The 19,789-nt window shown below is 65.7% G+C and carries 17 protein-coding genes and 1 tRNA gene; 7 read left to right on the top strand and 11 right to left on the bottom strand.

Going from position 1 to position 19,789, the window contains the following annotated elements; genetic code table 11:
* Positions 1-84: 84 nt before the first annotated feature.
* Positions 85-160: transfer RNA gene (locus tag EAH75_RS15490), tRNA-Ile, on the top strand.
* A 61-nt stretch (positions 161-221) separates the two neighbouring features.
* Here the strand turns inward: EAH75_RS15490 and EAH75_RS15485 are convergent.
* Complete coding sequence (locus EAH75_RS15485) at positions 222-1,955, bottom strand: ATP-binding cassette domain-containing protein (RefSeq protein ID WP_140648629.1); 1,734 nt, start codon at positions 1,953-1,955, stop codon at positions 222-224.
* A 127-nt stretch (positions 1,956-2,082) separates the two neighbouring features.
* The gene (locus EAH75_RS15480) at positions 2,083-3,027 is read right to left on the bottom strand and encodes a serine kinase (RefSeq protein ID WP_343182733.1); all 945 of its coding nucleotides are present in this window, start codon (positions 3,025-3,027) and stop codon (positions 2,083-2,085) included.
* A gap of 365 nt (positions 3,028-3,392) precedes the next feature.
* Here EAH75_RS15480 and EAH75_RS15475 point away from each other — a divergent pair, with 365 nt between their 5' ends.
* The 6 genes from EAH75_RS15475 to EAH75_RS15450 all read left to right on the top strand — a co-directional run bounded on the left by EAH75_RS15475 (position 3,393) and on the right by EAH75_RS15450 (position 10,002).
* Positions 3,393-4,868, top strand: a complete 1,476-nt coding sequence (locus tag EAH75_RS15475; RefSeq protein ID WP_140806094.1) for a B12-binding domain-containing radical SAM protein — start codon at positions 3,393-3,395, stop codon at positions 4,866-4,868.
* Positions 4,869-4,875: 7 nt separating this feature from the next.
* Complete coding sequence (locus tag EAH75_RS15470) at positions 4,876-6,123, top strand: nucleotidyltransferase family protein (RefSeq protein ID WP_140648626.1); 1,248 nt, start codon at positions 4,876-4,878, stop codon at positions 6,121-6,123.
* Positions 6,124-6,126: 3 nt separating this feature from the next.
* The gene (locus EAH75_RS15465) at positions 6,127-7,077 is read left to right on the top strand and encodes a class I SAM-dependent methyltransferase (RefSeq protein WP_140806092.1); all 951 of its coding nucleotides are present in this window, start codon (positions 6,127-6,129) and stop codon (positions 7,075-7,077) included.
* A 43-nt stretch (positions 7,078-7,120) separates the two neighbouring features.
* Complete coding sequence (locus tag EAH75_RS15460) at positions 7,121-7,750, top strand: class I SAM-dependent methyltransferase (RefSeq protein ID WP_140649614.1); 630 nt, start codon at positions 7,121-7,123, stop codon at positions 7,748-7,750.
* Position 7,751: 1 nt separating this feature from the next.
* Positions 7,752-8,675, top strand: a complete 924-nt coding sequence (locus EAH75_RS15455) for a flavin reductase (protein WP_140806090.1) — start codon at positions 7,752-7,754, stop codon at positions 8,673-8,675.
* A gap of 118 nt (positions 8,676-8,793) precedes the next feature.
* Positions 8,794-10,002 (top strand): sulfotransferase family protein, encoded by a 1,209-nt coding sequence (locus tag EAH75_RS15450; protein ID WP_161596309.1) that lies wholly within the window; start codon positions 8,794-8,796, stop codon positions 10,000-10,002.
* Positions 10,003-10,022: 20 nt separating this feature from the next.
* Here the strand turns inward: EAH75_RS15450 and EAH75_RS15445 are convergent, their stop codons facing one another.
* From EAH75_RS15445 to EAH75_RS15405, 9 genes are all read right to left on the bottom strand, one after another.
* Entirely contained in the window at positions 10,023-11,120 is a 1,098-nt protein-coding gene (locus tag EAH75_RS15445) for a glycosyltransferase family 4 protein (protein ID WP_140806086.1), read from the bottom strand.
* Positions 11,117-12,253 carry a glycosyltransferase family 4 protein gene (locus EAH75_RS15440; RefSeq protein WP_140806084.1) on the bottom strand — a complete coding sequence of 379 codons (1,137 nt, stop codon included), beginning with the start codon at positions 12,251-12,253 and terminating at the stop codon, positions 11,117-11,119. Before EAH75_RS15440 ends, EAH75_RS15445 begins: the two co-directional genes overlap by 4 nt.
* A gap of 2 nt (positions 12,254-12,255) precedes the next feature.
* The gene (locus EAH75_RS15435) at positions 12,256-13,782 is read right to left on the bottom strand and encodes a B12-binding domain-containing radical SAM protein (RefSeq protein ID WP_241668964.1); all 1,527 of its coding nucleotides are present in this window, start codon (positions 13,780-13,782) and stop codon (positions 12,256-12,258) included.
* Positions 13,783-13,806: 24 nt separating this feature from the next.
* A complete protein-coding gene (locus EAH75_RS15430; protein WP_140806082.1) occupies positions 13,807-14,505 on the bottom strand; it encodes a class I SAM-dependent methyltransferase in 699 nt (232 codons plus the stop codon).
* Entirely contained in the window at positions 14,505-15,713 is a 1,209-nt protein-coding gene (locus tag EAH75_RS15425) for an amidohydrolase family protein (RefSeq protein ID WP_194150627.1), read from the bottom strand. Before EAH75_RS15425 ends, EAH75_RS15430 begins: the two co-directional genes overlap by 1 nt.
* A 25-nt stretch (positions 15,714-15,738) precedes the next feature.
* Positions 15,739-16,617, bottom strand: a complete 879-nt coding sequence (locus EAH75_RS15420; protein WP_140806078.1) for a class I SAM-dependent methyltransferase — start codon at positions 16,615-16,617, stop codon at positions 15,739-15,741.
* A gap of 197 nt (positions 16,618-16,814) precedes the next feature.
* Positions 16,815-17,654, bottom strand: coding sequence for a Wzz/FepE/Etk N-terminal domain-containing protein (locus tag EAH75_RS15415; RefSeq protein ID WP_140806077.1), 840 nt, complete (start codon positions 17,652-17,654; stop codon positions 16,815-16,817).
* A 10-nt stretch (positions 17,655-17,664) separates the two neighbouring features.
* Positions 17,665-18,855: a hypothetical protein gene (locus tag EAH75_RS15410; protein ID WP_241668963.1), complete on the bottom strand. Its 1,191-nt coding sequence runs from the start codon at positions 18,853-18,855 to the stop codon at positions 17,665-17,667.
* The gene (locus tag EAH75_RS15405; protein ID WP_140806075.1) at positions 18,852-19,787 is read right to left on the bottom strand and encodes a glycosyltransferase family 2 protein; all 936 of its coding nucleotides are present in this window, start codon (positions 19,785-19,787) and stop codon (positions 18,852-18,854) included. Before EAH75_RS15405 ends, EAH75_RS15410 begins: the two co-directional genes overlap by 4 nt.
* Positions 19,788-19,789: the final 2 nt, after the last annotated feature.

Raw genomic sequence — 19,789 nt, 5'->3', positions numbered from 1 at the left:
CCGGGCAATCGCGTCACTACGCGACTTACGGCACACCATCCTCGTGCGCAGACTGCGCGCTACGGTAAACTTCCACGCTTGCGCGGGCCTATAGCTCAATGGTTAGAGCAGAGGACTCATAATCCTTTGGTTCCAGGTTCGAGTCCTGGTGGGCCCACCAACCGCATCCACGTTTTTGCACTGATTGCGCATCAAGACATGGCTAGGCCAGAACCGGCCCTTCATGGCTGAAGCGCCGTGCGTCGCAGCACTGCTCTCCCGGCCACCGTTGTCACCAGGTCGTTGCCGATGGTCAGGCATTGGTCCGCGATCGCCGCCACGCCGGGCCGATGCGATACGACGATCAGGATCGTCTGCGGCAGACGACGCTTCAGCGTGGAAAGAACCACGATCTCGGACGCGGCATCGAGCGCGCTGGTGGCCTCGTCCAGCAAGGCCAGAAACGGTTGACGCAGGATGACCTGGGCGAGCAGCAGTCGCTGCAGCTCGCCGCCGGAAAGGCGGCTCGACGAGCTGTGCAGCGCGGTGTCGAGTCCGGCATGCGAGCCCGTCAGCCGCTTGTCGAGGCCGACATCGATCAGCGCACTGCGCAACATCTCGTCGGTGGCTTCGGGTGCGGCCCACAGCAGGCACTCGCGTACGGAATGCTGCCAGGGCCGGACGTTCTGGCTGACATAGGCGCCGTGCCGCACGAGTTCGCGGTACTCGTCGAAAGCAATGGATCGTTCGCCGGCGCGCGCGATGAAAATCTCGGGCCTCGTCATGCCGGCCAGCACGTCGACCAGGCTGCTCTTGCCGATGCCGGAGTCGCCGGAAATCAGCGTCAGTTCGCCGGGCGCCAGCGTCAGGCCTGCGACATCCAGACCGGTCGACGGCGGCGTCCACCGCATCCGCTCGACCTGCAGCGCAGCGCTGGAATACGGCGGCGTGCGCAACGGCGCAACCGGCGGGCGATCCGGACCGAGATGCATGTATCGCTGCCACAGTTCGAATGCCGGCGCGGCCGAGCGCAGCTGCTGGAAACTTTGCCGCGTCGTTACCAGATAAGGCAGCAGGCGTCCGAGCAGCAGACACACCGCGATGAGCGACGACTGGTCGATCCCGCGCCAGCGATGGGCGAGCACGAACAGCGCCGCAATACCGATCGCCGCCAGCAGTTCGAGCAGCAGCCGCCCGGACGCCGTCAGTTCCAGCTGACGCCGGTAGCCGTGGCACAGTCGCGCGGAAATCGCGCCGTAACTCGCTTTCTCCGTGTCCTCCCGCTCGAACGAGCGGACGTGACGCAGGCGCCGCGGAAAATCCTCGCTGTGCCAGAACAGTCGCGTCATGTCCGCGACGTATTGGCGGCTGACCAGCGATTGCTCGCGGCCATAGGCACGCGACGCCAGCAGGCCGAGACCCGCCAGCAGCGGCGCAGCCAGCATCAGCGGCGGCGATACCCAGAACGCGAAACCGAGACTGACGGCGGCGGTGACACCGGCGATCAACAATTGCTGCAGGGCGCTGAAAGCCTGCACGATGGCTTCGACGTTGTGGGTGAGCACATGGGCGATCTCCGCGGACGTCGAATCCGCCAGCGACGTCAACGGCGCATCGATCAGGCGCGCGTGCACTCGGCGCCGCAGGCTCATGCCGTAACGGCCCACCAGGCGCGCTCCCAGCCGCGCCGCCTGCCAACGCAACAGGGCGAAAACAACCATCGCGGCGGCAAAGATGGCCGCCTGCATGTCGACGCTGCGGCCTGCGGCGAACAGCGCACCGCCGAACGGCAGCGTGTGTCCCGGCTGGACCAGCGGCACCAGCAGCACCGCCGCGAGGCTGCCTGCGAATGCAGCGCCCAGCGACAACACGACATACGCCGCCGTTTCCACCAGCTCGATGCCGGTGAGCGTGCGCACCAGCGAACGCAGCAGATCGTGCGCCCGATCAGGTGCCGGCGACGGCGCGCCTGACATCTCTACGAGCTCGCGCTGGTGGACGGCAGCATCGGCCGCGGCTTCGATGACACGTCATTTCCCATGCCAGTAAGTGCGGCCCCCGCGAGAAAAGGTTGCGCCCGCACCGTCGCAGGCGATCCGGAAATCAGCCGAGAAGTTGCCGCAGTGCGTCGACGGAGTCGCGCGGGTGACGCCCGCGGCGCAGCTGATGGACACCCGCCTGCATCAGCCGCTGTCCGAAACGATGCCAGCCCGGCTGCGTCGCCGCATATGGCTGATCGGCGCACAGCCGTGCAGCGATTTCGTGCTCGGGGATCGGGCTCAACAGGACATCGGGATCCTCGGCCGATTGACTGGAAACGAATACCGCGCCAATCAGCTCCAGCGGCGCCGCCGCGAGCCGGCCATGGCCCTGGCGCAAATCGGCCTCGAACTTTTCGACGCCACTGCGGCGGCGGATGATGGGCGCCTGCCCGATCCAGCGCCGGACCTCACCGTCGTCGACGAAGCGCAGCGCATCGGCCTGCACGTGCAGGTAGTTGGCGACGCCAGCGGCGAGCAGGCTTTCCGGCTGCACGAAAACCGCGTCCTCGGCGAGAAAGTCCACTCCCTGCAGCAGACTGTGCAGGGCCAGCGTGGATTTGCCCGAACCGCTGGCACCCAGCAACAGGACGCCGCGCCCCCGCTTGCCGACACAGGCACCGTGCAACGGGATCAGACCCATGCCGCGCGCCGCCAGGGTGAAGACGGCGAATTCGATGAGCTCATAACGCAGATGGTAGGGGCGACTCAGCATGTCTTCCGAAGCCACCACCAGGCCCCGGCGCTGCCCGGGCGACAGCACCACGTAATTCGACGCATCCATCACGCCACAGAGCAGGCCCGCACCCGACTGCACCTGCACCGGCGGAGGGTCGGCATCGCCCGGCGGAGCTTGCCGCGGCAGGAGGCGCAACTCGATACGGAACTCCGGTCCGGCCATCGGCAGCTGGTGCGGCGGCAGGCCACCATAGGCGGATTCGACCAGATGCAGCAGCGCTTGGCTGGTGCTCTCGAATCGGAAACGTCCGCCCAATATCTGCTTGTGCACCGAGAAGTGGCGGCCGGACCGCTCGCAAAAAGGGTCGACGGCGGCATCTCGAACACTGTGGCCTGGCGTCAACACCATCGTCGCGGGCCAGAGGTGTCAGCCGTCTTGATGGCGTAGCGCAGCACGGCACGAATCCCGAATGGTCTGGCCGGTATGTGCGGCTTCAGCGCGAAAAGGTTGCGTCCCGCAACGTGCCGCGCAGCACCGCGGCGCACAAATTATTTTGCCGCGCAAGGCAACCGAAGATCCGCGCCGGGGCACTCACCTGCAGACACCCAGATTGAACGATGAAGCCGGCACGCCTGCCCGACGCTGATGCGTGCCGCGGCCTGCCCCACCACGGCTCCGATTGAGGCTGCTTCGAGATGCTAAAGATTCAGGTCGCCCACTCCTACTTCCTGAGATACGACCGGAAACAGTGGGAGCGCGGCAAACCGTATCCTCCGCTGGCCACGATCCAGATCGCCGCGCTGCTGCGGCAGATGGGGCATGAAGTCGCACTGTTCGACGCCATGCTCGCCGACGGCGTCGAGGACTACGAAGGATCTCTGCGAGTCACACGGCCAGATGTGGTGGTCATCTACGAGGACAACTTCAACTACCTGACCAAGATGTGCCTCGGCCGCATGCGCGAGGCGGCCTGCCAGATGATCGCCGAAGCACGCGCCAATGGCGCCCGGGTAATCGTTGCGGGCTCCGACGCTTCCGATCATCCGGACGCCTTTCTCGCGGCAGGCGCACATGCCGTGCTGATCGGCGAAGGCATCGCGGCGCTGGTCGAATTGATCGGGCGACTGGAGCGTGATCCGGCGGTCGACATCCATGCCTGGGTATCGGGCATGGCCGGCGTCGCCACGCTGGAAAACGGACAGACGCAACTGACCCGGATCGGCGCGATGCCGCCCGATCCGCGGGTGGTCGGCCACCCGGCCTGGGACCTGGTCGACATCGAAGCGTATCGCACGATGTGGCACGAACGGCACGGCTACTTCAGCCTCAACATGGCCGCCTCGCGCGGCTGTCCGTTCCGTTGCAACTGGTGCGCCAAGCCGATCTGGGGCAACCACTACAACCAGCGCAGCGCCCAGGACGTGGCCGCGGAGATGAGCTACCTGAAACAGACGTTCAAGCCGGATCACATCTGGCTGGCGGACGACATCTTCGGTTTTCGCGTCGACTGGGTGACTGAGTTCGCCGCACACCTGAGCGCCGCGGACGGGCCGGTGCCGTTCACCATCCAGACCCGCGCCGACCTGATCAGCGAGCGCATGGCCGCGGCGCTCGCGCAGGCCGGCTGCGCGGAGGCCTGGATCGGTGCAGAAAGCGGCAGCCAGCGCGTGCTGGACGCTATGAACAAAGGCACCACGGTCGCTGACCTCATCACCGCCCGCGCACGATTGGGCGAACACGGCATCCGTGTGGGTTTCTTCATTCAACTGGGCTATCTGGGCGAGCAGCTGGCCGACCTGCTGGCCACCCGCGAACTGCTCGCGCAGGCCGCGCCGGACGACATCGGCGTAAGCGTTTCTTATCCGCTGCCGGGCACGAAGTTCTACGAACAGGTCAAGGCCCAGCTGGGTCCGAAGACGCACTGGCAGGACAGCGGTGACCTCGCCATGATGTTCCGCGGCGCCTACGATTCGGACTTCTACCGCTGCGTGCGCGACTTGTTGCACGAGCAGGTCGCCATCCAGCAATCGGAGCCCGCCGGACGGACGGAGCGCCGCACCGCGCTCGACACGCAATGGGATGCGCTGATCGCCCGCGAGAATGCGCACCGCAACCGGGACGCCACGCCCGCACCCGCGTCCTCGCGACGCATCGCCCTGCAGTTGCGCTGATCACGCCATGCTGCCGCCGCTCAGGATCGTCAGGAACGGCTTGCGCCGTACCACCGAGGCACTCGCGGCGGAGCTGGCGCAGCCGGGCGGCGCGATGCCGGCGTGGAGCGAGCTCGAATGGCAGCTGGCCTCGGCCGTCGCCGTCGCGCACGGCGTGTCGCCGCTGCTTTGCCAATTTTCGGCATGGCAGCATTCACCGTGGCAACGGTTCCTGCAGAGCCAGCGCGAACACGTCGAGCTTCGCCATCGACGCATCGCGGCGCTGCTGCAGCGGATCGACACCGACGCCCGCGCCGCCGGGCTGGCCCTGGTGCCGCTGAAGGGTTCCGCGCTGCACGCCATCGGACTCTACGCACCGGGCGAACGGCCGATGGCCGATATCGATCTGCTGGTGCGTGAGGACGATGCCGCGCCGGCGATCCGGCTGTTGCTGCAACTCGGTTACGTGGAGTCGTTCGTGCAGTGGAAGCACCGGGTGTTCAAGCCGGCAACGGGCCGGCCTTTCGCCGGACTGGGCGAGCACCGCGACACCCCGATCAACATCGAGTTGCACACCCGCATCCAGGAGCGGCTGCCGATATCCACCGTCGACATCACCGGGTGGATCTATCCGCAAGCGCCGCGACCGGGCCTGAATCCCTATCCGTCGATCGGCGACCTGATGAGCCATCTGTTGCTGCACGCGGCGGGCAATATCTGCGGGCGCAGCCTGCGCCTGCTGCACCTGCACGATATCTCGCTGTTGGCCAAGCGCATGGTCGCCAGCGACTGGGACGCCTTGTGCGGCGAACGCGCTGCCGACGCTCCGTGGTGGGCGCTGCCGCCGCTGCGGCTGGTCGCACGCTACTACCGCCATGCGATCCCCGACGCCGTGTTCGCGCGGCTCGAACGCGCTTGCCCGCCACTGTTGCGAACGATCTCGCGTCGGCAGACGCTGACCCAGGTTTCGTGTTCGGCATTGTGGCTGCATGCGTTCGCTGGCATCGAATGGTCCCGCTCCGCCCGCGATGTCGGGCAGTACCTCAGGAATCGTGTCAGGCCGTCGGAAGAAGCCATCCGGGAACGTGCCGACATGGTCCGGACGCAACTATGGCTGCAGGGGCAGAGCTGGGTCACGTTGAACCACGCAAGGCGCATCCTGACCTGGCTCACCCGGCCGGTGCCGCGGATGGATACGCTGTATGTGGTGCGTGCGGCCTTGGAAACCCCGGCGTCCGCCGTGCAAATGACCCGGCACGCATCGGCCGAGGGATAAGCGATGGGCGCGCAACAAGCTTGCCTTGCCGCCGGGGATCTAGCGCTCTCCGGCATCCGGTTGCGATGTCCCCGGTGCGCAACCGGCATCGCCGCACTGGATTGCGCTGCATGCAATTTCTCCATCGCGATCAGGGACGGCATCGCGCACGCGCTGTCGCCCGAGTCGAACGCGCACCATGCCCGCTTCATGGAAGATTACGAGCGGATCCGGGAGTCCGAAGGCCGCGGCAGCGAAAGCGATGACTTCTACCTCGGCCTGCCCTATCGGGATACCAGCGGAAGGAACCGCGGACAGTGGCAGATCAGGGCCCGCAGCTACGACTATCTTGTCCGGCATCTGCTGGACGGCACTCCTCGCGGCAGCAGGATTCTCGACCTCGGTGCGGGCAATGGCTGGATGAGCTATCGCCTGGCACGGGCAGGGTATCGACCTTGTGCCGTCGATCTGATCACCAACGATCGCGACGGACTGGGAGCTGCCCGGCATTATCAAACGTGTCTTGCGAAACGCTTTCCCTGTTTCCAGGCCGAGATCAGCCGTCTTCCATTTGCGGACGAACAGTTCGAGGCCGCCGTGTTCAATGCCTCGTTTCACTACGCCGAAGATTACGAGGCCAGCCTGCGCGAAGCGATGCGCTGTGTGAAAGCGGGCGGCATGGTGATCATCAGCGATACGCCGTGGTACGCCCGCGAGGAAAGCGGCAGGCAGATGCTCGCCGAGCGTCGCGCGGCCTTCCTGCAAAGTCATGGCACGGCGGCCGATTCCATCGCCACGCTTGGATACCTTACCGACGAACGTCTGCGCAGGATGGAGGACGCGATGTCGATCCACTGGAACGTGCATCGTCCGTGGTATGGCCTGCGATGGGCCATGCGTCCCCTCGTGGCGAAACTTCGTGGCAGGAGGGAGCCTTCGAAGTTTCGACTTTACGTGGCCCGCAAAGTCGGATGATCGTCGCGAAGGCAGCGAATTTCTCAGCAAGGGAATCGATCACGTGCATACCGGAGAGCAGTACCACGAATTCATTCTCGCCTCGCAGCGGGACCGGATGGTGCGCGACAGGTTTCAGAAGATGGCGCGGGGTCTGCTTCCCGCCGGAGCGGACGTGCTCGATTTTGGTGCGGGAACCGGCATTGATGCAAAGGCGTTTGCCGCTGCCGGACACCGGACTTTCGTGTATGAACCTTCGGAAGCGATGTGCGAGTACCTGGCGCAATACTGCCGCGACGAAATCGCCCGCAAGAGCATCATCACGGTGGCGTCGCCACTCGCCTGCAAAGTGCAGGCAGTCACGGCGAACTTCGCTGTGCTCAACCATTTCGCGGATCACACCTCGCTTTTTGAAGAGTTGTCGCGCGTGGTCCACCCCGGCGGCTTTGTCCTGGCCAACATGCTCAACCCCTATTACCTCGGCGATGCGCGTTACGGCTGGTGGCGGGCGAACCTCATGAATCTTGTGCGCCATGGTCGTTACGCCATCGCCAGTGAAAGCCGCATCCATCGTTTTGCGCCACGCGTCATGGCGCAGGCAGCGGCGCCGCATTTCCGGCTGGAACGCCTGGTTCCGCGTGGCTTCGGATGGGCTACCGATCTCTACATGTTTTTACTATTTCGGCGGATCTGAAATGTGGAAGGACTGGATAAGGCCGTACGTGCGCCCCCTGCCGCAATGGTCCACGGTTGCCGTTGCCGCTCCGCAGCAGGTGGTCACTGCCACCTTGCGTTGGGACGGCAATTCGGCAGATGTCACGGCGGACCATACGGTGGCTTCGCTCGTGCCACTCGTGATCGCGACCAGTCTCGATGCCGGTCAGCATCCGCTGCTCGAATACCGCGATAGCGCTACTGGAAAGCTGCTTGGAGGTTTGCGCCTGGCACAGATGGCGTCAGTCGCTACCGACATGGCATCGCTCACGCTCTACCATGTCGCAGGTGGCGAACACCGCTGTCTCGGCTGGCCGCTGCGCTCGTGGAACGCATGGCTTCAGAACCGACTCATGCTGAAAAATCGCTCGCCACACCACTTCGCTCCGGAGCCTGCCGCGGTACAGCAGCTCATGATCGCCTATCTGTGTCCGCGGCCAGTCGTCCTTGTATCTGTCAGCGCGCCGGGCCACCAGAATATATTCCCGATGGATTTGATCGGCCCACTGGAGCGGAGCGGACTTTTTTCGCTCGCGCTACGCAATACCAACGTTTCCGTACCCGTCATGCGCGAAGTGCGCCAAGTTGCCCTGTCCAGTATCCCTGCGACGATGAAGGTGGCCGTTTACAAGCTCGCCGAGTATCACAAGCACCCCCTCCAAGACTGGAATGCGCTGCCGTTTCCTGCTCGACCGTCGCGGGAATTCGGCATTCCCGCAGTGGCTGCGGCGCTGCGCATTCAGGAGTTGAGCATCGTGCACAGTCAGGAGGTCGGCTCGCACACGTTGTTCCTTGGCCGCATCGTCTCCGACGAAAAACTGGCGGAAGGTATTCAGCTGCACCACACGGCGGGCTTTCATCAAGCGTACCGTCGCCGGCACGGCATGCAGCTTGTGGAGGTCTGACCGACAGCCCTCCACGGATCCCGGCGCCCTTGAGCGCTGCTGACAGGCAGCATGAGCGGTGCGCGAATAGCGTGGAATATCCGTATCAACCAGGCCACCGACCCTGAGACGCGATCCCTTGAATATTGTCGATCTTGAGACACGGCTCGATCAGCAGCTGCAAAGGCCGCGCGTCACGAATCTGGGTGCCGTGCGCCAGGCCGCCACGGCCTGGTCCCAGGCTGTGTGGTCCGTTACCGAGTCGGCCGGCCCGCCGACCCTCACGGCGAGCGAGATCGAGCACGCGTTCGCCATCGCACGCCGGCCCGTGTTCGTCTTCGGTGTTCACCGAAGCGGCACGACGCTGGTACGCGATCTTCTCGACCACCATCCTGCCCTCTCCGTGCTTCCCGCCGAAGGCACCATGCTCACGAATTTCGCGTGGCACCTGAAGCGACTGGAGCCGGATGGATGGCTGCGATTCCTCGGCTGCGAATGGTTGCGCAGGCTTGCCAACCCGATCAACCAGCACCCCTACTGGCTGCTTGGCCGCTCGTCGGCAGAAGGCTCGCCGTACGTTGAATTCGCACGTGCCCTGCTGGCCTGGTGGCCGCTGGTCGAAGCGCGGCTCGGACCGCGCACAACCTCCTGGCCGCTGGTCACGATCGCGCTTGCCTACGCGCATTGCACGACAGGGTTCCGCATCGCGCACCCTGTGGAGCGATGGGTCGAGAAAACACCCACGAACGAGCGCTTCCTGGCGCGCCTGATGGCCGAATTCCCCGAGGCAAGACTGCTCCACGTCGTCCGCCATCCTTTCGCGGTCTACGCATCAAGCCGTCAGGCCGTACGGAATTCCGGCCATCCATCGAGCGACGAGAGCCGGATCCTGCGTCAAATGCGTTTGTCGTACCGGGAGGCGGCCAGTCGTTCCGCTCGACCTGCGTCGGACTCGTACTTGCTCGTCCGCTATGAGGACCTGCTTGAGGACACGGCAGGCAGTGTCCGCCGGATGGCCTCCTTTCTCGGGATCCAGCCGCTGCCCGTCATGATGCAGCCCACCGCGAACGGCATTCCCACTCCGAGCAACAGCTCTTTCGACAGCAACAAGGTGGCAGGGAAATTGAACCGCCGGCCTGCGGATGGTGTGTTCAATGCGCTCACTCGACGCGATCACGAACGATTGAGCGCGATGTTGGCCGACGATGCCGAAAAGCTCGGCTATCCGTTGACGCCACTGTCCGCGTTGCGCCGACAACTGTCGCAGATCCGGATACACGCCGGCTGGATGGCCGATCGTTTCAGGACACGCTGGGTCCGGTTCTTCTCCCCGCACCAGAGGCCATGAAGAAGAACTGTGCTCTGCACTTAAATAAGTGCCATTCGATACAAAGCCTGAAACGCATGAGCGGTGTAATCGGCGTCCTCGCGGATTGCGCGACGCTGCGCTTCCCTGGCCAGTCGGAGCCGGAGTTCCTCATCGGCAAGCACCTGATGGACGGCGTTAGCCAATGCATTCCAGTCCTCGACGGGCACGGCCAGGGCCGCCGAAGGCGACCACTCCGCGAAATGCCCGACCGCCGTACCGACCGCAGGCACACCTGCCACCGCGGCTTCCAGCAGAGCCAGCGGGCCAGTCTCGTGCAACGACGACATCACCAGCAGATCGGCGGACTCCATCAGCGGGCGCAATTCGCGCTGCGTCTTGAAGCCAGGAAACCGCACGTGGTGTTCCAGTCCAAGCTGGCGAGCCAACTGCTGCATCTCACCCTGCAGCGTGTCCTCGCCGACGATGTCCATCTCGAATGCCAGCCCCCTCTCGACCAGTGCTGCCAATGCACGCAGCAGCGTCGGCTGATCCTTGACGCGATTGAGGCTGGCGACGTGGATCAGCCGCGCCGGCTTCGTGCTGCGCTCGCGCGGCGCGAGTGGCGGCCATGTCCGCAGGTCGACGCCGAGTGGCACGCGCTGCGCCTTGAGGCCGAGCGCCTGCAGCGAATCGATGATCGGCGCGCTGGCCGCCGTGATGACATCGGCGCCGCGCAACACCCACGCCTCACGCAACCGCCCTTTCCATTTCCGATGTCCACCGTAGTCGATCTCGCGCAGGGCGACGAGTTCGCCGCCAGCGATATGCACCAGGCTCGGCAGCCGCAGCAGCTTGGCCGCGGCCACGGCGACCAGGCTGCAGGAACCGGAGAAGATGGCATGGACCAGATCGAACGGCGCGCGGCGATGTTCGGTGCGGATCGCCGCGATCGCGCGCAGCCGGGTCCAGTCGTCACCGATGTTGTGCACGGTGGCGCCGGCGAGTTTCCAGCGGCCCGCGACCGCTTCCTGGTGCAATGCGAAGACATGCACGTCGTGCGTGCGCGCCAGCCGCTCGATCAGGGCCAGCAATGCCGGGATCACGCGAAACTCGCCGGTGCGGTCCACGCCACCGGGGACCACTAGCGCGAGCTTCACGCTGTCCTCCGGCGCCGGTCGTCGTGGATTTGCGCATACGCGTCGGCCCACCGACGGCCCACGGCCGCGAAGGACAGCGCGGCGTCGAAGTGCGCGCGCACCTGTTCGCGCGGCGGCCAGCTGGCTGCGGCATCGACCAGTGTCTCGGCCAGTTGCGCCGCGTCGCCGCAGGGCCACAGGTGACCGACGCGGCTGCCGCCGATCAGCGCGCGGAAGGCGGGAATATCCGTGACCACCGGCGTGACGCCGCAGGCCAGCGCTTCGAGCACGACATACCCGCAGCTCTCGGCGAGGCTGCCCGCGACGAACAGGTCCGCGGCGCGCATCAGTGTCTCGACATGCGCGTGCGTCACCTTGCCCAGCAGATGCACGCGCCCGGCGAGCCGCGGATCGCGTGCGATGCGAGCCTGCACCTCGTCGAGCAGCGGCGCGCTGCCGAAGGCGCACCACAGCTGCAGGCCGGGCAGCCGCATGGCGGCCCGGGCCACGCCGTCGAGTACGGTCAGCGGATCCTTGCCGGGGCTCAGATGCCCTACCCACAACACGCAGGGATCGCCGCGAAGGCCCGTCTGCGCGCGCGCATCGGCGCGGCTGCCCATGGTGAAGCGACTGCTGGATTCGGGAATCGCGAAGAGCCGCGTGTGCGGCCCGAACAAGCCGGCACGGGTGAACGGTCGCGCCAGTTCGGGTGCCGTGAAGGCGACTCCGGAAATGGCCGCGTACCAGCGCCGCCACTGCGGCCGTCGCCACCAGCGCGGCGGCCGATCGGCGTGGTCCTGGATGACGATGGGCAATTGCGGCAGGCGTTGCGACACGGCAGATGCATCCTCGACAAAACCGAGGCCGTGCGCATGCAGCACGTCGGCCTTGATGTCGGCGAGCAGGCTGGCGAAACGGCGACCCCGGTTTTTCGCCACTTCCAATCCGCGGATGTCGATGAAGTGGTAGTCGATGCCGTTGCGCGTGATCAGATCCTCGCGCGCTGCCGCCTGGATCACCGAAACCCGGGTTCCGGAACTGGCGACCACCTCGGCGATATCCACCAGCGAGTGCCATTGCTCGAGCACCTGGCTCGGCGCGAGATCCTCGGGCGCCGGCAGGAAGTTGAGCTGCGCGACGTGCAGGATCGCCATCGCTACGCGCCGGTGATCTGCGGTGTGCGCAGTTGCACGAAACGGTTGGCGATGTTGAGTTCCCACGGATGGTTGTAGCGCCGATGCCGATAGCGCCACGACGCCATCGCGCTCAGGCTGCGCTTGGCCCAATGCGGCGAACGCACGTCCTGCACGGTGGGATAGCGGCAGCGCAGCACGGTGACGAAGTCGTAGATGCGCTGGCGCAGCTTGTCCGTGAGCCAGGGCGCGTCGGCGTGGCAGGCGTAGTCCACCCATCGACGCTGCGTCCACTCGTCCGGCGTGGAGGGGAAGACCACCGGCTCGCCGTGAAGATCGAGCAAGGGTGCGGCAGGATGCTTGCCGCGCTCCTTTTCGTGCTTGCTGCCCTCCGGCAACGGCGTGTAGATGTAGGTGATGATTTCCGAAGCCGGGTTGATCCGCTTCAGTTCGCGGATGAACTCGAACGTCAGCTCGGTTTCTTCTTCGGGGTTCACCGGCGGCGCGAGCATGAAGGAGAACTCGGGGATGACACCATGGCGCTGGCACAACTCGGCCACCGCCAGTGTCTGATCCGGACGCGTGCCCTTGCGGATTTCCTTGAGCATTGCGCCGCTGGGCGACTCGGCGCCGATATAAGCCATGCGCAGTCTGCTTTTTCGCACGAGTTTCCACGTGCTTTCGGAAAGCTTGAGCAAGGCATCCGCGCGCGCGAAGCACCACCAGGGCATTTCGAGCCTGGCCATGATCTCGAGCATCGGGATCATGTCCTGTTCGCGGTCGAAGAAGTTGTGGTCGTAGAAAAGGATGGAATCGGCACCCAGTTCGTATTTGAGGTAGCTCAGCTCGCGCTCCAGCCGTTCAGTCGGCGGCAGCGATGTCGCTCCGCCGAACATGGCCGCCACGCCGCAGAACGTGCAGCGAAAGCGACACCCGATCGATGCCTGGTGCACAGCAGTACGGCGCCCGAGAAAGGTACTCGCCAGATACTTGTCCGGGTCGCCCAGCTTTTCATAAGGCAGCACCAGCGCGGGATCGCCACGCTGGAAGCTGCGATTGGGGTTGTGCACGATCTCGCCATCGCGGCGCCATGACAGACCGCCGATCCTGGCAAGCGCATCATCACCGCCACCGCGGCCCAGCGCTGAAACCAGCTCGACCAGGCTTTCCTCGCCCTGCCCGCGCACCGCGTAATCCACATAGGGCGCCGCCAGCGTGGTATCGGTATAAAGCGTAGGGAAGTAGCCGCCCCAGATGATCGGCATCGACGGATGATGCTCGCGAATCGCCTTGGACACAGCAATCGCCGGCGCTACCTGAGGGCCGCCCATGATGCCGATGCCGATGGCGTCGTAGTGCTGTTTCCCGGCGGCTGCCAGAGTTGCGTCCACGAGATCCCGATCGATGTTGCCGTCCACGATGTGGCTGTCGCCGAAGCGGTCCAGCGCCGCGGCCAGGCTCAGCAGCGACAGCGGAAAGCGCGGACGCGTGGTGACGGTCGGGTTGATCAGCAGCGTGCTGGGACGATGGGGCATGGGACGATGAGTCATGGGGCGTCTTCAGGTATTCGTTGATCAGGTCGGAAGCCGCAGCTGGAACACCAGCGCCACCGGAACCTCCAGCGCCGTGCGGTCGAAGTGCGCGCCGTCGGGAATGTCGGCCGGATCGAGCATCGGCTCCCGCACCTGCTCGATGCACAGTCCGAGCGTCGCGCAGGCCGCGTGCCATTGGCTGTACAGATGCTGCGTGTGCCGCACGGCGTAGTGCCGGTCGCCGGATTTGAAATCGCGCAGCCAGCCCAGCGCATGCCCGATCGGATGCACGTCGCTGCACAACAGCGTGCCGCCGGGCCGGGTCACCCGGCGCAGCTCGGCCAGCGACTGTTCCAGGTTCTCGAGATGGCCGACGACCAGGGCGCAGATCGTCAGGTTCGCCCGTGCATCCGGCACCGGCAGCGCGGCCAGGCTGCCCTGTACCAGGTCGACTTCGGCGTCGGCTTGACACGTGGCCAGCTCCGCGCCGGCGCGCTCGAGCATCGGCGGCGAAAGATCCACGCCGATCACGCGCGCCGCGCCACGCCGCAGCGCATGCAGCATGTAGCGTCCGCTGCCGCAGCCGACATCGAGCACGGCCTGTCCGTGCAACGTGGCCGGCATCAGCCCGAGCATGGCGCGCTCCTCGGCCCGCATGACCGGATTGTGGGCGCGCGCCGGGTAGCTGTGCGCCCATAACGCGTATGCCTCCGCGGGATTGAGAGTCGGCGGGCGCGACATCAGTAGCACCGCGCTTCGAGGCCGAGATCGCGCACGCGCTCGTTCCGATCGACGATCAGTTCGAGCCCGGGTTCGAGGGCGAGCAATGCCGGCTCGGCCAGCGGCCCGGCCAGCAATTTCGGCTTGCCGTCCAGCATCACCGGTACGGCTTCCATGCCGGTGGCCGCAAACCATTCGGCGAAATCGGGATCGGCGATGCGCGGCACGCCGTCGCGCACCACGGCGCGGATCTGGCTGCGCTCGATGTCCACCAGGCTGCGCGCCTCGCCGCCACGGTCTTCGACAATCACCAGGTCCGCCGGCATGCCTGGCGCGAGACTGCCGCGCGAGGGCAGACGCAGGATGCGCGCAGCCTGGGTCGTGACCAGCCCCAGCAGTTGCGTCGGACTCAGCTCGCCGCGAGCGGCGACGCCACGCATCTCCTCGAGCAGGTCGCGCGCACCGCTGAGCCGCGAGTCGCTGCCCAGCGCCAGCCGGCCGGCCGCGCACAGGCGCCGCGGATCCAGCGATCGCCCGAGCAGGCTGCGGTTGCTGGTCGGACACCAGACCACCGCCGCGTCGCTGGCGATCACCCGATCGACGTCCTGCTCGCGCAGGCCCACGCCATGCACCAGCACGCTGTTCGCCGCCAGGCAGCCCAGCTGGTCGAGCTGAGCCAGCTCCGCCTGCGCGATCGCATCGGTGCCCTCGGCCAGATGGATCAGCCAGGGTCGGTCGGTGGGCGTGGCGGCAAAGCTTTGCTGCGCCGGCGGGCCGTATCCGGGCCAGCCCAGCGCGTAGCTCCAGCCGTAGTCGCGCAGCAGTGCTACCGGAAAATTCGTCGCGTCGAGCGCCGGATGCCAGGGGTCGTGATGCACCACGAAGGTGGTACCGGCGAGCAGGTTTTTCAGCGCGCCGTGGCGCAGCCGCAACGCCTTGGGCACCTGCAGCGCGGCGGTAACGGCAGGCTCCTCGAAATGCGCCTGAAAGGCCGCTATCCAGGCGTAACTGTTGGGAAACGGCGCGCCGGTTTTCAGCGGCGGGACGGCGTTGACGTGCAGATGCTCGTGCGCATTGATCAGGCCGGGGAAGATCAGATGATCGCGCAGGTCGACCCGATACGCGCGAGCGGCCAGCGACGAGCCGATCCGCCCTGCCCGGATCGGCAGCGGCGCACGCGAGCTGGCTTCCGTCGTGATCGAGACCGCGCGGCACAAGCTGACGTCCATCGCTGCCTGGAGAATGTCCACGGCTTCAGCGCCTCCGCATCACGATCAGGAAGTGGTCGCCCATGTCGCGCAGCAGCGGCATCGCGCCGAGGCGATCGTCGAGCCGGCCCAGGCGCTCGCACCAGTGACGCCGACGCCGGTAGTAGTCCACCAGGTAAGGCGGTGGCATGAACAGGCTCAGTGCGCGATAGCTCTGCAGCGAAAAGTGTTCCGCAAAGGCGCGGTAGAACTCGCGCGGCAGGTAGTAATAAGTCCAGATCGTGTGGTGGTTCATCCCCACCGCCGTCGCACCCCGCGCGGCACGCACGCCGGCCCGCTTGAACCGCCCCCGCAGCGCGTAATGCCCCAGCTCCCACGGGCAGATCCGGCCGATCACCGAAAAGACCAGCGTGCCGCCCGGGCGCAGCAGGCGCGCGCATTCGGCAGCGACGGCAGCAAGATCCGGCGCGCAGTTCAGCGGGCCGAAGTTCGAATAGATGCCATCGAACTCACCCTCGAGCTGATCGAGCTGCTGCACGCCAAGATGCACGGCCGTCACTCGTGACTGCAGACCTGCGGCGACGGCGCGCGCGCGCGTGCGCTCGACCATCTGCGGCGACCAGTCGGTGGCGACGACATGGAAACCGCGCCGCACGAATTCGACCGCGTCGATGCCGGTACCGCATCCGAGATCGAGCAGGCGGGCACCCGCCGGCACCTCGCTGTGCACGGTGTCCCACAGGGTCAGCCGCATGCGCTGGATCAGCTCGTTGTTGCCCCGCGGGCCGTCATAGTCGGCGGCGACACTGTCGAAGGCGTGCTGCGTATCGAGCAACTGCGCGTCATTCAGCGTCGCACTGCGCTGGCGAACGCTGGCGGCGGACGCGGCCGGATGCGCGGTTTCGAACGTGTGTGGCCCACTCATTTCATCGATCTCCATTCACCGGGATGCAGCCATCCGTTCACCGGCGACAGCCACGGCCTGTCGCCGGGTAGCTCCGCGGTGCCAGCCCGATATTTTTCACTGGCCTGTTCGGTGAGTGCCGGTATGTGCCGCTTTGGTTGAATGGCGCCGACGAGTGGCTGCCGGACTCCGCCGGCATCTCCCCGGAATTCGCGCCGCTACTGCGCCGCCCGCCGCGCGACGCTTCTTGCGACGGCCGCCAATGCGCCCAGGAAGAGGCTCAGCAGCGCGCCGATGCCGTAGGTCAACGTCGGGTTGGGAAAGGCCTGTTGATCGGGAACATAGACCGGCCACATCATCGATGTTCCATAGGTATAGGTAGGACCGAGCCGGTCGATGAGGTCACTCCTTGCCTGCTGCAGGTTGCGGATCTCTTCGTTCTTCGTCGCCAGCAGCAAGCTGGCGAGCATCGGGTTCTGGACATCGCTGCTTCCCGCAGCGCCCTCGCTTTTGGGCGCGCCGGCCTGCTGGAGCCGCGAGCGGTCAGCCATGGTGGTCTGCAGATCGGCCTCGATCTGGTCGAGGCGTGCGCGCGCCGACTTCAGCGGCAAGGCTTCGAGGCGCCGGTGCAGAGCCTGCAGCTGAGTGACCGTCGCCGTGGCGAACTGACTGGCCTGTTGCCGCGAATAGGCCCGCACGTTCAGCCGGATGAGAGAGCCCGCGTAGAGCATGGGCTCAAGCTTCAGGCTGTTGCGGTAGAGCCGGGCCTCGGACGAGTTGGGCGAGAAGCCGGCGCTTGCCATGACCTCGTTCTCGAACGGCACCAGCCGCAACCGTTCCATCACGCGCTGCAGCGGTTCGACCTTCAGATCCTGGCCCGACGGCACCTGGCCGACCTGCGCGATCTGGATCCATGCGGTCGCTTCCCACTGGCGCTTCACCAGATGCGCAAAGGCATAGGTGCAGGCGAGGGTGAGAACCAGCACGGCCACGAACCATTTCCACTCGCGAGTGAAGATCCGCCAGAGATCGATCAGATAGATTTCGTCTTGTTCCATGGTTCTGTGCTCACTGGATGGAGGGTGGAGACAGGGTTCGCACGGCCGTCGCGGACGCGCTTCCCAGTCCGGCATGTAGCGAATCCCGCGGTCTTCGGCTCGGCAGCCATGCGGCGAAGACCTGCATGAAAAGACACAGGCCGATGAAGCCGGCGTTGGTCCAGGTGAAGGCCTGCGGCGCGAAGGGCGACATCACGCACACATAGGAAACGCGCAGGAAAATCAGCAAGGAAAACAGCGGCACCGTCGGGCGAAGCCGCTGCACGCTCCACAGCAACATGCCGTACAGCACGCAGACCGCGGCCACCGCGCCAAACGGACCCAGCGCCAGCAGAAACGGAAAGAACTCCGTACCCACGTTGATAGTCGGCGCGTCCAGCGGAATATCCGTCCCTGCCGTCGCGACGGAGCCGCTCATGGGAACCAGCTGATTGATGAGGAAACTGGCGTTGGTGTAATGCTTGGCCAGCATCGCGCTGAAGTTGTAGGGGCCTGCGCTGCCGTACAGCAGCAGCCACTTGATGCCCTGCGGCGCCGCCTGGTACATGGCGCTGAAAGGCAGCGTGATGTGCTCGAGCGGGCCGGATCGCAGGATGCCCAGGATCGAGAAAATGCTGGTGCCGGCGAGCGCGAGGAAACCGACGCTTTTCCACGGCATGGGTCTCGCTTCGTCCCGTCGCAGCACGATGACGAGCGCAAACGAAAACACGGTGGCAAACAGCCGGTTCCGGTCGATCACCAGCAAGGGAAACACAAAGCCGACGACGATGAGCGTGTTGCGCAGCCACCGGCTCCTGGCGCAGAGCAGCCCGATCGGCGGAAGCACCCAGCACATGTCGGAAACGTGCCGGACATGTTCGCGGCCGCCCGCCATCGAGGCATAGGACGATGGCTTGTCGAACAGCGGGATGGGAAACAGTGTGAGATCGAGCAGGCAGAACAGGACGATCCCGCCCGCAAACGCCAGCGCGACGAACCCGTCGCGGGTACCCGCGTAGTGGCGCGAGCGGAATCGCGCGGTCGGTGGAATCCTGATGCCGGCGTGCACGTCGAACAGCATGATCGCCGCTGCGACCACGGCGAGCAGCAGCAGACCTTGCAGGTAGTCGACCGAGAGATCGTAGGTGAGCAAGGTGAGCCCGCAGGCAAGCAGGATCGGAAGTGCGAGCCAGGTCGAGGGAAGGCGCAGCAACGGCTTCATGGCGCCTCCACATCAGGATGTGTCGATGGCGGCCGGGCCTTTGATACGACGATCAGCCACAGATACGCCACCAGGTGAAGCACCAGCGGGTACAGCCGCCGCTGCAGGAACGAGATCTTGGCGCCGATGTAATGGGACTGCGCGTGGAGCAGGGTTCGGTACGGCTCCCCGAACAGGCTTGCCCGGCGCAGCGCGACATGCTGCGACTCCACCAGATTGACGATGCGGGTCGCGGTATGCCGCGTCTTGCTCAGGTTGGTAGCGTGCAGGCGGTACGCGCAGACGCCGACGTCGATGAAGCCGAGCGCATCGCGGGCCGCCAGCCGCAGAAACAGATCCCAGTCTTCGATGCGCAGGCCCTCGCTCCAGCGGTCGACGGTGTCCAGCGCGCTCTTGCGGATCAAGGCGACCGGCCCGCCGATGGCCCACTGGCTGATGACGGCACGACGTATGCCGTCATCGGATCGATAGAGAGCCTTGTTGGCGCCGTGAAGATCGCACATGCCGCTGTCATGCACCTTGTTTCCGTCCTGGTCGACGACCACCGAATCACCGATCACCGCCCCTCGGCACGGATGCGCCAGCAGGTAGCGAACCTGCGCATCGAGGCCACCGGGCAGCAGATAGTCGTCGCTGGCGCCCGGCCGCAGAAATTCCCCGCTCGCACGCGCCACCAGTTCGTTCAAGGTGGCCGCGATACCCCGGTTTTCCCGCCGCACGTACTCGATCGGAAGCTCCATGCAATGCGTCGCCACCCAGTCGGCAATGCGCTCGCCGGTCCGGTCGGTCGAGCCGTCATCGATGATGATGAGTTCCTTGGACGGATAAGGATCTTCCAGCACGCTGTCCAGACAACGCTGCACGAAACGCTCGTGGTTGAACGCGGGTATCAGCACGGACACCAGCGGCATCGCCGCCGGATGCAGCGACATGT

Source organism: Rhodanobacter glycinis, from assembly GCF_006438785.1.
GTDB classification, from domain to species: domain Bacteria; phylum Pseudomonadota; class Gammaproteobacteria; order Xanthomonadales; family Rhodanobacteraceae; genus Rhodanobacter; species Rhodanobacter glycinis_A.
This window is presented reverse-complemented; position numbering and strand designations above follow the sequence as displayed.

What these genes read in the sequence shown, in the direction of transcription:
- EAH75_RS15455 (WP_140806090.1), top strand. Translation starts at nt 7,752, where the DNA reads ATGTGGAAGGACTGGATAAGGCCGTACGTGCGCCCCCTGCCGCAATGG.
- EAH75_RS15405 (WP_140806075.1), bottom strand. Translation starts at nt 19,787, where the DNA reads ATGTCGCTGCATCCGGCGGCGATGCCGCTGGTGTCCGTGCTGATACCC.
- EAH75_RS15440 (WP_140806084.1), bottom strand. Translation starts at nt 12,253, where the DNA reads ATGGCGATCCTGCACGTCGCGCAGCTCAACTTCCTGCCGGCGCCCGAG.
- EAH75_RS15435 (WP_241668964.1), bottom strand. Translation starts at nt 13,782, where the DNA reads ATGACTCATCGTCCCATGCCCCATCGTCCCAGCACGCTGCTGATCAAC.
- EAH75_RS15465 (WP_140806092.1), top strand. Translation starts at nt 6,127, where the DNA reads ATGGGCGCGCAACAAGCTTGCCTTGCCGCCGGGGATCTAGCGCTCTCC.
- EAH75_RS15470 (WP_140648626.1), top strand. Translation starts at nt 4,876, where the DNA reads ATGCTGCCGCCGCTCAGGATCGTCAGGAACGGCTTGCGCCGTACCACC.
- EAH75_RS15475 (WP_140806094.1), top strand. Translation starts at nt 3,393, where the DNA reads ATGCTAAAGATTCAGGTCGCCCACTCCTACTTCCTGAGATACGACCGG.
- EAH75_RS15420 (WP_140806078.1), bottom strand. Translation starts at nt 16,617, where the DNA reads ATGAGTGGGCCACACACGTTCGAAACCGCGCATCCGGCCGCGTCCGCC.
- EAH75_RS15410 (WP_241668963.1), bottom strand. Translation starts at nt 18,855, where the DNA reads ATGAAGCCGTTGCTGCGCCTTCCCTCGACCTGGCTCGCACTTCCGATC.
- EAH75_RS15415 (WP_140806077.1), bottom strand. Translation starts at nt 17,654, where the DNA reads ATGGAACAAGACGAAATCTATCTGATCGATCTCTGGCGGATCTTCACT.
- EAH75_RS15425 (WP_194150627.1), bottom strand. Translation starts at nt 15,713, where the DNA reads ATGGACGTCAGCTTGTGCCGCGCGGTCTCGATCACGACGGAAGCCAGC.
- EAH75_RS15485 (WP_140648629.1), bottom strand. Translation starts at nt 1,955, where the DNA reads ATGTCAGGCGCGCCGTCGCCGGCACCTGATCGGGCGCACGATCTGCTG.
- EAH75_RS15430 (WP_140806082.1), bottom strand. Translation starts at nt 14,505, where the DNA reads ATGTCGCGCCCGCCGACTCTCAATCCCGCGGAGGCATACGCGTTATGG.